The following is a 13212-nucleotide window of genomic DNA, read 5'->3' on the forward strand; positions in this document are numbered from 1 at the left end:
CAGGCCTATTCATCAGGCCCGAAAATTTACTTTGCAGCGCGCGCCACTTCGCGGGCAACGCGTTCGGTGGCATCCGGAATCGCGACCTGACGAGCCTGTTCAGCCATGGTCAGCAGCGTCGCACGGTCCCACTGGCGCAGCGTCTCCGCCACCCCTTCCGCAGTAAACTGCGGCTGCTCAAAAATTCTGGCCGCGCCCGCGTTTTCCAGCGGCAGCGCATTCCAGTATTGCTGGCGATCTTTATGCTGAAACGGCACGAAAATAGCCGGCAGACCTGCTGCAGCAATTTCGCTCACCGTCAGCGCACCTGAGCGACATACCACTACGTCCGCCCAGGCGTAAGCAGCGGCCATATCGTCAATAAATTCTGTAACCTTATGCTGCGGCTGACCCGCCGCCTGATACGCCTGCTGCACTATCGCCTGGCCGCCTCTGCCGGTCTGATGCCAGAGGGTAATGGCGTCGCCCAGTTCGGCGGCGACCCGAGGCAGCGTCTGGTTCAGGATCCGTGCGCCCTGACTGCCGCCAACGACCAGTACCCGCAGCGGACCGCTGCGATCGCGCAGGCGTTCAGCCGGCAACGGCAGCGCCAGCACATCGGTGCGCACCGGGTTACCGACAATATCCGCCGCAGGGAACGCCCCGGGAAACGCCTGCATCACTTTGGTGGCAATTTTTGCCAGCCACTTGTTGGTGAGTCCGGCGATGCCGTTCTGTTCGTGTAGCACGACCGGGATACCGCAGCTCCATGCCGCCAGACCACCCGGCCCGGAGACATAGCCGCCCATGCCCAGCACCACATCGGGCTGCCACTGTTTCATGATACGGCGCGCCTGACGCCAGGCGTTGAAAATCCGTACCGGAGCCAGCAGCAGCGCTTTGATCCCTTTACCGCGCAATCCGCTGATGCGGATGAAGTCGATCTCAATACCGTGTTTCGGCACCAGATCCGCTTCCATCCGGTCAGCCGTTCCCAGCCAGCGTACCTGCCAGCCCTGCTCCATCAGATGATGTGCCACTGCCAGACCGGGAAACACATGTCCGCCGGTTCCGCCAGCCATGACCATCAGCCGTTTGCTACTCATCGGGCACCTCGGGTAAACGCCTGCGCTTTCGCCAGGCGCGTTTCATAATCGATACGCAGTAAAAATACGATGGCGGTCGACATAATAATCAGACTCGATCCCCCGTAGCTGATCAGCGGCAGCGTCAGGCCTTTTGTCGGCAGCATACCGGCTGCCGCGCCGACGTTAACCAGTGCCTGAAAGCTAAACCAGACGCCAATTGAGCAGGCGAGAAAGCCGGAAAAACGCTGGTCCAGCTCAAGGGCGCGACGGCCAATCGACATCGCGCGAAAAGCGACGAAGAATACCATTAACAGGGCTAAAACCACACCGACATAACCGAGCTCCTCACCGATTATCGAGAAGATAAAATCGGTGTGCGCCTCCGGCAGATACTCCAGCTTTTGCACTGAGTTACCCAGTCCCTGTCCCCAGAATTCACCGCGGCCAAACGCCATCAGCGACTGCGTCAGCTGATAACCGCTGCCAAACGGATCTTCCCACGGATTCCAGAACGAGGTGACGCGGCGCATACGATAGGGTTCAGCGATAATCAGCAGCACCACGGCAAAGATACCGGAGCCGATAATCGCAAGGAATTGCCACAGTTTGGCACCCGCGAGAAACAGCATCGCCAGCGTGGTCACAAACAGTACGACCACCGTCCCGAGGTCCGGCTGCGCCAGCAGCAGTACGGCGAGGATCACCATCACGCCCATCGGCTTACAGAATCCCCAGAAGTTATTGCGTACCTCTTCCACTTTGCGCACCAGATAGCTGGCGAGATAGCAGAACAGCGAGAGCTTTGAGAGTTCTGCTGGCTGAATACGCAGCGGCCCCAGTGCAATCCAGCGCGATGCCCCGTTAACCGAACTGCCTACGACCAGTACAATCAGCAGCATCAGCACGGACGCCACCAGCATGGCGTTGCTGTAGCGCTGCCAGAAATCCATCGGAATACGCAGGGTGACCAGCGCCATACCGAGTGCCAGCAGAATATAGAACGCATCGCGCTTGGCAAAGTAGAAGGGATCGTCGTTCAGACGCTGTCCTACCGGCATGGAGGCGGACGTCACCATCACAAATCCGATAATAGCCAGACCAAACGTCAGCCATAAGAGCGTGCGATCGTAAAGCACCACCGGTGCGTCGTCGCCATCGCGTGCGCCCATAACCCAGTCGCGCAGACGCACGGAGAGGAAACTGGCAATGGCGGTTCCGGGTATACGCATCAGCCAGACTCCTTCGCCAGCTGCGCGAAGAGATCGCCGCGCTGCTCAAAATTACGAAACTGATCGAGACTGGCACAGGCGGGAGAAAGCAGCACCATGTCACCAGACTGAGCCGCCGCCGCAATCTGTGCGACCGCCTGCTGCAGCGTTTCGGTACGTGTCGCCACCTCTGGCCGCAGCGCAGCCAGCGCATCACCATCGCGGCCGTAACAGAACAGGCGGATATTATCGCCCTGCAGATAGCGCGCCAGCGGCGAGAAATCCGCGCCCTTGCCGTCGCCGCCGAGCAGCAGCCAGAGCGTACCCGCTACCTGTAATCCCTGCAGCGCCGCTTCGGTACTGCCAACGTTGGTAGCTTTAGAGTCGTTGATCCAGCGCACTCCGCGCGCTTCATGCACTAACTGGAAGCGGTGCGGCAGACCGCTATAGGTCGTCAGCGCCTTCAGGCTCGACGCACGTGGGATAGCCACGGCATCTGCCAGTGCCAGCGCAGCCAGCGCGTTGGTGTAGTTGTGCTGCCCCACCAGCTTCATCTCAGCAGTGTTCAGGATCTTTTCACCGTGCGCACGAAGCCAAGTACTGCCCTGCTGCCGGGTCAGGTGATAATCGCCCAGGTCGACACCAAAGCTGATACAGCGCCGATCGGCGCCGCGCACCGGCATAGTCATGCCATCATCGGCATTAACGACGCAAATCGCCGCGTTTTCATAAATACGTAACTTGGCGGCGCGATACTGCTGCATGCCCAGCGGATAGCGATCCATATGATCTTCGGTCACGTTGAGGATCGTGGCAGCCGCTGCTTTCAGACTGTGAGTTGTTTCCAGCTGAAAGCTGGAGAGCTCCAGCACATAGAGCTGCGCGGGGGATTTCAGCAGCGTCAGCGCCGGCAAGCCGATGTTGCCGCCCACGCCCACCGCCCAGCCTGCTGCGCGGGCCATTTCACCCACCAGCGTCGTGACCGTGCTTTTACCGTTGGAGCCGGTGATGGCCACTACCGGCGCCTGCGCTTCGCGGCAGAAAAGCTCAATATCTCCCACGATCTCAATACCGGCGTCCGCTGCTTCGCTCAGCGCCGGGTGCGCCAGCGCGATGCCGGGGCTGGCGACAATCAGATCGGCGGCCAGCAGCCAGTCGCTGTTGATACTGCCGGTATGACACGCTACCTGCTCCGGCAGCTTATCCAGGCCTGGCGGTGAGAGACGGGTATCCATGACGCGTGGCGTAACGCCCTGCCCCAGGAAGAAATCGACACAGGAGAGGCCGGTAATACCCAGCCCGATAATGACAACGTTTCTGCCCCGATAGTCAGCCATGATTAACGCACCTTCAGCGTAGCCAGGCCAATCAGCACCAGCATCAGCGAAATAATCCAGAAGCGCACGATAACGCGCGGTTCCGGCCAGCCCTTGAGTTCATAGTGGTGGTGAATAGGCGCCATACGGAAAATACGCTGACCGCGCAGTTTAAAGGAGCCGACCTGCAGGATCACCGACAGCGTTTCAACCACAAACACGCCACCCATAATCACCAGCAGAAACTCCTGACGCAGCAGCACTGCCAGCGTGCCCAGCGCGCCGCCCAGCGCCAGTGACCCGACGTCACCCATGAAAACCTGTGCCGGATAGGTGTTAAACCACAGGAACCCGAGCCCGGCCCCGACAATCGCGGTGCAGACAATGACCAGCTCACCCGCGTGACGCAGATAAGGGATATGCAGATATTCAGCAAACTTCACGTTGCCGGTTGCCCAGGCGACCAGCGCAAAACCGGCAGCGACAAACACCGTTGGCATAATCGCCAGGCCATCGAGACCATCGGTGAGGTTCACGGCGTTGCCGGTGCCCACAATGACAAAGTAGGCCAGCACCACATAAAACAGCCCCAGCTGCGGCATCACATCTTTAAAGAAGGGCACCACCAGCTGCGTGGCAGGCGTATCTTTGCCAGCCACAAACAGCGCAAATGCCACGCCGAGTGAGATCACCGACATCCAGAAATATTTCCAGCGCGCGATAAGTCCTTTGGTATCTTTGCGCACCACTTTACGGTAGTCGTCAACAAAGCCAATGGCGCCAAAGCCCAGCAGAACCACCAGTACACACCAGACATAGGGATTGGAAGGATAGGCCCACATCAGTACGGAGATGGTAATTGATGTCAGGATCATGATGCCGCCCATGGTCGGCGTGCCGCGTTTGCTGAAGTGCGACTCCGGGCCATCATTACGTACCACCTGGCCAATCTGCAGCTTCTGCAGCCAGGCGATCAGGCGCGGTCCCATCCATAATGAGATAAACAGAGCGGTCAGCAGGCTGACAATGGCGCGAAACGTCAGATAGGAAAAGACGTTAAAACCGGAATAAAATGCGACCAGATGTTCGGCCAGCCAGACTAGCATGTTCCTTTCTCCTTCAGTCCCTGTACTACCTGCTCCATGGCGGCACTACGTGAACCTTTAACTAAAATAGTGATCTCAGGATGCTGCGTAAGCAGCGCCTGCAGATGGTCGATCAGTGCGGCTTTGCTGGCAAAATGCTGGCCTCTGCCGCTGCTGTCGCTGATAAAGTGGCTGAGCTGACCGGTGCTGAGCACCGCATCCACGCCGGCAGCCTGTGCTGCGGCGCCCACCTGACGGTGGCACGCTTCCGCTTCCTCGCCCAGCTCACCCATGTCGCCCACCACCATAACGCGGAAGCCAGGCATCTCACCCAGCACCTGCGCGGCGGCCGTCATCGACCCCACGTTTGCGTTATAACTGTCATCCAGCAGCAGCTGCGTCGCCGAGAGGCGCACCGGGAAGAGGCGTCCCGGCACCGGCTGCAGCGTTTTCAGGCCAGACTGGATGGCGGTCAGCGGCGCGTCGACCGACAGGGCCAGTGCCGCGGCGGCCAGCGCGTTGGCAATATTATGGCGGCCCGGCAGCGGCAGTTCGATAGCGATATCTCCGCGCGGCGTGTGCAGCGTAAAGCAGGTTACGTCAGGCCGCAGTACGATATCGCTGGCGCGAAACTCCGCATCAGTCAGCGGCTGCGGCGAAAAGTGCCACAGCGTTCTGCCGGCAAAATAGGGCTGCCAGTTCGCGAGATCGTGACTGTCGGCGTTTACAATCGCCGTGCCGTGCAGCGGTAAACCGGCAAAGATTTCGCCTTTGGCTTTCGCCACGCCTGCCAGTGAACCAAAACCTTCGAGATGCGCCGCTGCAAGATTGTTGACCAGCGCGGTCTCCGGCTGTACCAGCGCCGTGGTGTAGGCGATTTCGCCCTGGTGATTAGCACCCAGCTCAATCACCGCGTACTGATGTGCCGCGGTCAGACGCAGCAGCGTCATCGGCACGCCGTAGTCGTTATTCAGGTTACCGGCGGTGTAAAGCGTTTCGCCACACTGGCGTAAAATCGCCGCCGTCATCTCTTTCACTGAGGTTTTACCCGATGAGCCGGTCAGCGCCACGACGCGCGCAGTCGACTGCTGACGTACCCAGGCACCAAGCTGGCCGAACGCAATGCGCGTGTCAGCCACCACCACCTGCGGCAGCGCAACCGGTAACTGCCGGCTGACCAGCAGCGCCTGCGCCCCGCTGTTCATCGCCTGCTCAGCAAAGTCGTGCGCGTCAAAACGCTCACCCACCAGCGCCACAAACAGGCAGCCTGCGGTGACTTTTCGGGTGTCGGTCGTAACTTCATACAGGATCGCATCGCTGCCGTGCAGCGTACCGCCACTGATGTCAGCCAGCGTTTGCAGCGTAATCGGGATCATGCCATTACTCCCAGCAGTCGGGCGACGGTGTCGCGGTCCGAGTAATCGAGACGACGATTGCCGATAATCTGATAATCTTCATGTCCCTTGCCGGCGACCAGCACGATATCTTCAGCTTTTGCCTGCATCACGGCGCTGGTCACCGCCTGCGCCCGGCCAGGCACGACGCGTGCGCGACCCGGGTCGAGCAGTCCGGTCAGAATATCGTCCACAATCGCGGCGGGATCTTCGCTGCGCGGGTTGTCATCGGTGATCACCACCACGTCAGCAAACTGTTCCGCAATCGCCCCCATCAGCGGACGTTTGCCTTTGTCGCGGTCGCCGCCGCAGCCGAATACGCACCAGAGCTGGCCCTTACAGTGAAGGCGCGCCGCTTCCAGCGCTTTCTCCAGCGCATCCGGGGTGTGCGCGTAATCCACGACAACGGTGGCTTTGCCCGGTGCACTGAATACTTCCATGCGTCCGCATACCGGCTGCAGGTCTGCAGCGGTTGCCACTAAACTCTCCAGCGGATAGTCCATCGTCAGCAGCGTGGCCAGCGCCAGCAGCAGATTGCTGACGTTAAAGGCGCCCATCAGGCGGCTGTCAAAGGTGCCATCTCCCCAGCTGGAGCTGAAGCGCACGCGTGCGCCACCGTCGTGATACGCGACTTCAGTGGCATGGAGCCAGCGCCCGTGCCAGCCGGATGGCAGGTTGTTTGCCATGGTTACCGCGACCGCATCGGGCAGCTGCTGCAGCCAGCGATAGCCGGTCTCATCATCAGCGTTGATAATTGCGTCACCGATCTGATGTTCAGAAAAGAGCAGCCACTTGGCTGACTCATAGCTTTGCATGTCACCGTGGTAGTCGAGATGGTCGCGGCTCAGATTGGTAAATACCGCCGCCGCAAACGGTAATGCCGCCACGCGGTGCTGTACCAGGCCATGCGACGAGACCTCCATCGCTGCCAGGGTGGCGCCCTGCCCCACTAAGTCGTGCAGGATATGCTGAACCTCAACGGCCGAGCCGGTGGTATTCTCTGCTGGCAGCAGCTGACCATACAGGCCGTTACCCACGGTACCCATCACCGCGCCCGTCTCACCCAGCAGGTTAGCCCACTGCGCAATCAGCTGGGTGGTGGTGGTTTTGCCATTCGTCCCGGTAACGCCTGCCAGCTTCAGCTTGCTGCCCGGCTGCTGATAAAAGCGTCCCGCCAGCGCGGAGAGTCGCTGCGGCAGCTGCGCCAGATAGATCACCGGCACGCCGTGCAGTTCACGGATATCGCCGTCACTGGCCTCGCCTTCCGCTTCGGCAATCACGGCGGCAACGCCCTGCGCAATGGCCTGCGGGATAAAGCGCCGGCCATCCGCATGATGGCCCGCAACGGCGATAAACAGATCGCCGGCCGCCGCCGCGCGACTGTCCAGCGTCATGTCACGAAGGGGACGCGCCGGCGCGCCGGCCACCCAGGGGGCCAGTAAATCGCGCAGGTTACGATCTGTCACTTGATGCCTCACTTCTGTTCTTCACTAATTCGTTTTTGTCCACGACAGGCAGCGCGTCCGGCTCAATATTCATGGTGCGCAATACGCCACCCATGATGGCGCCAAACACCGGCGCAGAGACTGCACCACCATAATATTTGCCGGCCTGTGGATCGTTAATCACCACGACCAGCGCAAAACGCGGCTGGCTGGCTGGTGCCACACCGGCGGTATAGGCGATATACTTATTGACGTAGCGGCCATCGGGACCGACCTTTTTCGCGGTGCCGGTTTTAATCGCAATGCGATACCCTTTGATAGCGGCTTTTACCCCGCCGCCGCCAGGCAGCGCCACGCTCTCCATCATATGCATTACCGTTCTGACCAGGTTCTCCGGAAAGACGCGTTCACCCGCAACCGGCGGATCCACTTTGGTAATGGAGAGAGGACGATTGATGCCGTAGCTGCCAATCGTTGCGTAGACTCGCGCTAACTGTAACGGCGTTACCATTAGCCCGTAGCCGAAAGAGAAGGTGGCCCTCTCTATGTCAGACCACCGTTGTTTTTGAGGGTATAAGCCACTGCTTTCCCCGACCAGCCCCAAATTGGTCGGTTTTCCCAGTCCAAAGCGCGCGTAAGTATCTACCAGCGCTGAGGAGGGCATCGCTAACGCCAGACGTGAAACCCCGACGTTACTCGACTTCTGTAAGACCCCGGTCAGGGTCAGTTCGTTATAGCGCGCCACATCTTTGATCTCATGACCATTTACGCGGTATGGCACGGTGTTCAGTACGCTGTTCTCTTTCACCACGCCGCGCTGCAGGGCGGTCATTACCACCATGGGCTTCACCGTTGAGCCCGGCTCAAAAATATCGGTGATGGCGCGGTTACGCATGACATCTTTTGGCGTATTGCTGAGGTTATTCGGGTTGTAGGCGGGGCTGTTTGCCATTGCCAGCACTTCGCCCGTGCTGACATCGACCAGCACCGCCGTGCCCGACTCTGCTTTGTTAAAGGCGACCGCATTGTTGAGTTCACGATAGACCAGCGCCTGCAGCCGCTCATCAATACTCAGCGTCAGATTATGTGCGGCACGGCTGTCGACCGACGAGATATCTTCAATGACGCGCCCGAAGCGATCTTTACGCACCGTACGCTCGCCTGGCGCGCCGGTCAGCCATTTATCGAAGCTTTTCTCAATCCCTTCGATGCCCTGTCCGTCAATGTTGGTGAAACCAATCAGATGCGCAGTGACCTGACCAGCCGGATAGTAGCGGCGCGACTCCTGGCGCAGATAAATACCCGGCAGCTTCAGTTTTTTCACATAGTCGCCAATGGCCGGATTAACCTGACGCGCCAGATAGATGAAGCGTCCTTTGGGATTGGCATTGATGCGTGCGGCCAGCTGATCCAGCGGGATCGACAGCGCATCTGAGAGCGCTTTCCAGCGGCTATCAAGGGTGACGCCGCCGTGACCAATCAGCTCTTTAGGATCGGCCCATATAGCATTGACCGGTACGCTGACCGCCAGCGGACGCCCGGCGCGATCGCTGATCATGCCGCGCGCCGTCGGCACTTCCTGCACGCGCAGCGAGCGCAGATCGCCCTCTTTAACCAGCCGATCGGGCTTGATCACCTGTAGCCAGGCGACACGCGACAGCAGCCCGCCCAGCGCGAGTAAAATACAGCCGCACAGCAAAGCAAAACGCCAGCTTACAAAGCTGGCCTTATCTTCCTGTTTTTTTAACTTCAGCGTTTTGCCTGCGCCGCTCATTGAGGTCTGCGATTCCTTATTTCTGCACCACAATATTTTCCTGAGAAGGATCAACGTGCCGCAGCTGCAGCTTATCGGTTGCGATCCGCTCTACCCGGCTGTGATCGCCAAGCGCGTTCTCTTCCAGAATCAGGTTGCGCCATTCGATATCCAGCGCATCGCGCTCCAGCACCAGCTGTTCACGCTGCGCCGTTAGCAGGCGCGTTTTGTGCGTTGTGGTCACGACCAGTACCGAAGAGACCAGTACGGCAATCAGCAACAACACCGGGATCTTGCCAAAGCGCAGCAGGTCTCCGCCGATGACGCCGGGGAGACTGTGCCGCTCATTGCCAATCATGGCGCGGTCCTTTCAGCAATACGCAGCACCGAGCTGCGCGCGCGCGGGTTTTCCCGCACCTCTGCTTCGCCCGGAATGAGCTTGCCCAGCGTTTTCAGCTCGCGTCCGCCCAGCGCTTTCAGCTGGCTTTCCGTCATCGGAATTCCCGCCGGAACCTGCGGACCACGGCTTTGATCGCGCATAAAACGCTTCACCAGGCGATCTTCAAGAGAGTGGAAGCTGATGATGGATAAACGGCCACCCGGAGCCAGAACAGAAAGCGCGCCTTTGAGGGCGGTATCAATCTCTTCCAGCTCACTGTTGATCCAGATACGAATAGCCTGAAAGCTGCGCGTCGCCGGGTGCTTAAATTTATCTTTTACCGGCGTCGCGGCGGCAATGACTTCAGCCAGCTCTTTTGTGCGCGTCATCGGCTGCTCCCGATTACGCTCTGTGATAGCGCGTGCAATGCGCTTCGCGAAACGCTCTTCGCCGTATGTTTTCAGCACAAAAGCGATATCAGCTTCTTCTGCCTGCAGCAGCCATTCAGCGGCAGAGTGACCCCGCGTGGGATCCATACGCATGTCCAGCGGCCCGTCGCGCATAAACGAAAAGCCGCGCTCGGCGTCGTCCAGCTGCGGTGAGGAGACGCCCAGATCCAGCAGGACGCCACTGATTTTCCCGGTCAGCCCGCGCGCGTCGACATAGTCTGCCAGCGCTGAAAAAGGACCGTGCACGATAGAAAAGCGCGGATCGTTAATCTCAGCGGCGGCCGCGATTGCCTGCGGATCGCGATCGATGGCCAGCAGCTGTCCATTTTCGCCAAGCTGCGAAAGGATCAGGCGTGAGTGGCCACCGCGACCAAAGGTGCCGTCAATGTAAATGCCGTCTTCCCTGATATTAAGGCCGTTTACCGCCTCATCCAGCAGCACCGTGGTATGTTTAAAATTTTCCTGCATAGCTATAGCGATAAGTCCTGCAACCGCTCAGATAGAGGTTCCTGAGCTGAATGTTCTGCGTCAATATCATCCCTGACTTGTTGATACCAGGTCTGTTCATCCCACAATTCAAACTTGTTGAACTGCCCAACCAGCATCACTTCTTTTTTCAGTCCCGCATGCTGCCTTAGAGTATTTGCCAGCAGCAGCCGGCCTGCACTATCCATCTGGCATTCGCTGGCATGTCCGAGCAGCAGACGCTGTACGCGTCGCTCTGCCGGATTCATACTGGATAAGCGAGCCAGTTTTTTCTCAATAATTTCCCATTCGGGCAGGGTATAAAGCAGCAGGCAGGGCTGATGCAGGTCGATAGTAGAGACCATCTGACCCTGAGACTCTGCGAGCAGTAATTCACGATAGCGTACCGGAACCGCTAACCGCCCTTTACTGTCGAGATTGACTAACGTTGCCCCGCGGAACATGCCAGCCTGACTCCTCAGCTACCGTTTTCACCACTTTATCCCACTTTTTACCACGAAACGAGTTTACGGAGCCGATGAAAACATTGTCAAGCCGCAACGGCAGGTGAATATCACTCTTTACATCCCGGAAAAATAAGCGGAAAGCGAAATAAAAAAGCGCGAGGAATGGCAAAGTAAAATTAAACCGATGAATAACAGTATAAAAATATCTGCCTGCTTCAGACATGATTAAATTTGATTCAGATTTGGCTTAAGTGCAGTAGCGCAGGGTTATGCGACAGCGGCGGCATTTTAGGGGATTTCTGAACGGAAGCCCAGCGCAAGCGCCTGCTGGCAGGGATTAAAGTGACTAACTTTTATCCAGCAGGATTAAATTGATCGCTGTTTTGTGAAAATTAATGGCTGTTATTTACGCTTTTTTACGTCAGATAATTAATTGCCCGCCAGATAGGGAATAAATGGCGGGCATCATCGCGTCCGCTAACTCATTTTGTCAGGCGACTTAACTGGCCGCGATGAAATAAGTTACGGCGAATGCGCGTTAACCCGGGCTTGGGTTTGCGGGGCTCATCAAGAGACGCCAGCACCAGCTCCAGAACCCGCTCTGCAACGTCGCGATGACGCTGCCCCACCGCCAGTACCGGACAATCGAGGAAATCGAGTAATTCGTGATCGCCAAACGTGGCGATCGCCAGATCTTTTGGCAACCGCCCTTCTCGTTTCAGCGTCACATCCATTACCCCCTGCAGCAGACCAAATGATGTGGTAAAAAGCGCATCAGGCATGGGATTTTCATCCAGATAGCGCTCAAACAGGGCAGCCGCAGCCGCGCGATCAAAACTGTTGCAGTAGAGGTAACTGACTGAACGCTCATCATCCTGCCAGGCTTCGCGGAAGCCCATTTCACGCAGAAAACTCACGGAAAGCTCCGGTAGCGCCCCCATAAACAGCACGTTTTTCACCGGGAGCTGACGCAATTCAGCCGCCAGCGCGCGTGCGTCATCCTGATCGGCACCGACAACGCTGGTAAAGTGCTCACGATCCAGCGCACGATCCAGCGCGACAATCGGCAGCGGATCGTTTATCCAGCGCTGGTAGAACGGGTGCTCCGGCGGCAGCGAAGTAGAGACGATGATGGCATCGACCTGACGCTGCAGCAGATGCTCGATACAGCGCATCTCGTTATCAGGCTGATCTTCTGAACAGGCGATAAGCAGCTGATAGCCGCGCTGGCGCGCCTGACGCTCCAGATAGTTAGCAATACGCGTGTAGCTGGTGTTTTCGAGATCGGGGATCACCAGTCCGATAGAGCGCGTGCGCCCTGCACGCAGGCCTGCAGCGACCGCATTGGGGTGGTAGTTATACTCGCGCACCACCGCCATCACTTTCTCAACCGTTTTGTCGCTGACACGATACTGCCGCGCTTTACCATTGATCACATAGCTGGCGGTGGTACGCGAGACGCCGGCCAGACGCGCAATTTCATCCAGTTTCACGATAACACCTTCATGTCGATAAGCCAGAGCTGGCGGAGATATCCGCAACGTAGCTGTGGATAAAATCTTTGTTACATCTAACCGCAGAAAACCAGCCTGAGCAACCGCTTTTCATCAGCAAACAAAGCCGGCGCATAAAATAAAAAAACCCGGCATTACGCCGGGTTAGAGTGAAGTGCGGTGATAACGGCGCGGGATTAACGCATAATTCGCTCGCCGCGTGATACGCCAACGATACCTGAACGTGCCACCTCAACAATCTCTGCCACTTCACGTACGCTGTTGAGAAACGCATCCAGCTTATCGCTGGTGCCTGCCAGCTGAACCGTGTAAAGCGTCGGTGTGACATCAACAATCTGCCCGCGAAAAATCTCCGCGCTGCGTTTCACCTCTTCACGGCCATAGCCGCTGGCCTGAATTTTGACCAGCATGATCTCACGCTCAACGTAAGCACCCTGCCCCAGTTCAGTGACGCGCAGTACATCCACCAGCTTATGCAGCTGCTTCTCAATCTGCTCAATCACTTTTTCATCGCCCACGGTCTGAATGGTCATGCGCGACAGAGTAGGATCGTCGGTGGGCGCAACGGTCAGGCTCTCAATGTTATAACCGCGCTGGGAGAAAAGTCCGACCACGCGGGACAAGGCGCCTGACTCATTCTCCAGCAGCACCGATAGAATACGACGCATAA

Annotated in this window: 12 protein-coding genes; all 12 read right to left on the minus strand. The window is 58.1% G+C overall.

Annotated features, from left to right (window positions below; translation table 11 throughout):
* Nucleotides 1-26: 26 nt before the first annotated feature.
* On the minus strand, nt 27-1085 hold the full coding sequence (gene murG / locus F3I15_RS11210) for an undecaprenyldiphospho-muramoylpentapeptide beta-N-acetylglucosaminyltransferase (protein WP_150017964.1): 1059 nt from the start codon (nt 1083-1085) through the stop codon (nt 27-29).
* Nucleotides 1082-2296, minus strand: coding sequence for a cell division protein FtsW (gene ftsW / locus F3I15_RS11215; protein WP_039382578.1), 1215 nt, complete (start codon nt 2294-2296; stop codon nt 1082-1084). The genes murG and ftsW overlap by 4 nt, the downstream gene beginning before the upstream one ends.
* Nucleotides 2296-3612 (minus strand): UDP-N-acetylmuramoyl-L-alanine--D-glutamate ligase, encoded by a 1317-nt coding sequence (gene murD, locus F3I15_RS11220; protein WP_150017965.1) that lies wholly within the window; start codon nt 3610-3612, stop codon nt 2296-2298. The genes ftsW and murD overlap by 1 nt, the downstream gene beginning before the upstream one ends.
* A gap of 2 nt (nt 3613-3614) precedes the next feature.
* Nucleotides 3615-4697: a phospho-N-acetylmuramoyl-pentapeptide-transferase gene (gene mraY / locus F3I15_RS11225; RefSeq protein WP_039382574.1), complete on the minus strand. Its 1083-nt coding sequence runs from the start codon at nt 4695-4697 to the stop codon at nt 3615-3617.
* A complete protein-coding gene (murF, locus tag F3I15_RS11230) occupies nt 4691-6052 on the minus strand; it encodes a UDP-N-acetylmuramoyl-tripeptide--D-alanyl-D-alanine ligase (protein WP_150017966.1) in 1362 nt (453 codons plus the stop codon). Before murF ends, mraY begins: the two co-directional genes overlap by 7 nt.
* Nucleotides 6049-7536, minus strand: a complete 1488-nt coding sequence (murE, locus tag F3I15_RS11235) for a UDP-N-acetylmuramoyl-L-alanyl-D-glutamate--2,6-diaminopimelate ligase (protein WP_150017967.1) — start codon at nt 7534-7536, stop codon at nt 6049-6051. Before murE ends, murF begins: the two co-directional genes overlap by 4 nt.
* Nucleotides 7523-9289: a peptidoglycan glycosyltransferase FtsI gene (locus tag F3I15_RS11240; RefSeq protein ID WP_039382568.1), complete on the minus strand. Its 1767-nt coding sequence runs from the start codon at nt 9287-9289 to the stop codon at nt 7523-7525. Before F3I15_RS11240 ends, murE begins: the two co-directional genes overlap by 14 nt.
* A gap of 16 nt (nt 9290-9305) precedes the next feature.
* Entirely contained in the window at nt 9306-9626 is a 321-nt protein-coding gene (gene ftsL / locus F3I15_RS11245) for a cell division protein FtsL (protein ID WP_039382567.1), read from the minus strand.
* On the minus strand, nt 9623-10564 hold the full coding sequence (gene rsmH / locus F3I15_RS11250) for a 16S rRNA (cytosine(1402)-N(4))-methyltransferase RsmH (RefSeq protein ID WP_039382565.1): 942 nt from the start codon (nt 10562-10564) through the stop codon (nt 9623-9625). Before rsmH ends, ftsL begins: the two co-directional genes overlap by 4 nt.
* A 2-nt stretch (nt 10565-10566) precedes the next feature.
* Complete coding sequence (gene mraZ, locus F3I15_RS11255) at nt 10567-11025, minus strand: division/cell wall cluster transcriptional repressor MraZ (protein WP_039382563.1); 459 nt, start codon at nt 11023-11025, stop codon at nt 10567-10569.
* Nucleotides 11026-11510: 485 nt separating this feature from the next.
* On the minus strand, nt 11511-12521 hold the full coding sequence (cra, locus tag F3I15_RS11260; RefSeq protein WP_039382560.1) for a catabolite repressor/activator: 1011 nt from the start codon (nt 12519-12521) through the stop codon (nt 11511-11513).
* A gap of 197 nt (nt 12522-12718) precedes the next feature.
* Nucleotides 12719-13210, minus strand: coding sequence for an acetolactate synthase small subunit (gene ilvN / locus F3I15_RS11265; protein ID WP_039382558.1), 492 nt, complete (start codon nt 13208-13210; stop codon nt 12719-12721).
* Nucleotides 13211-13212 lie beyond the last annotated feature (2 nt).

Origin of the sequence: Pantoea sp. M_9 (genome assembly GCF_008631385.1) — a bacterium.
Taxonomy (GTDB): domain Bacteria; phylum Pseudomonadota; class Gammaproteobacteria; order Enterobacterales; family Enterobacteriaceae; genus Pantoea; species Pantoea eucrina.

Bases quoted from the DNA above. Each gene is read 5' to 3' on its own strand.
- murG (WP_150017964.1), bottom strand. From the start codon at position 1,085: ATGAGTAGCAAACGGCTGATGGTCATGGCTGGCGGAACCGGCGGACAT.
- ftsW (WP_039382578.1), bottom strand. From the start codon at position 2,296: ATGCGTATACCCGGAACCGCCATTGCCAGTTTCCTCTCCGTGCGTCTG.
- murD (WP_150017965.1), bottom strand. From the start codon at position 3,612: ATGGCTGACTATCGGGGCAGAAACGTTGTCATTATCGGGCTGGGTATT.
- mraY (WP_039382574.1), bottom strand. From the start codon at position 4,697: ATGCTAGTCTGGCTGGCCGAACATCTGGTCGCATTTTATTCCGGTTTT.
- murF (WP_150017966.1), bottom strand. From the start codon at position 6,052: ATGATCCCGATTACGCTGCAAACGCTGGCTGACATCAGTGGCGGTACG.
- F3I15_RS11240 (WP_039382568.1), bottom strand. From the start codon at position 9,289: ATGAGCGGCGCAGGCAAAACGCTGAAGTTAAAAAAACAGGAAGATAAG.
- ftsL (WP_039382567.1), bottom strand. From the start codon at position 9,626: ATGATTGGCAATGAGCGGCACAGTCTCCCCGGCGTCATCGGCGGAGAC.
- rsmH (WP_039382565.1), bottom strand. From the start codon at position 10,564: ATGCAGGAAAATTTTAAACATACCACGGTGCTGCTGGATGAGGCGGTA.
- mraZ (WP_039382563.1), bottom strand. From the start codon at position 11,025: ATGTTCCGCGGGGCAACGTTAGTCAATCTCGACAGTAAAGGGCGGTTA.
- ilvN (WP_039382558.1), bottom strand. From the start codon at position 13,210: ATGCGTCGTATTCTATCGGTGCTGCTGGAGAATGAGTCAGGCGCCTTG.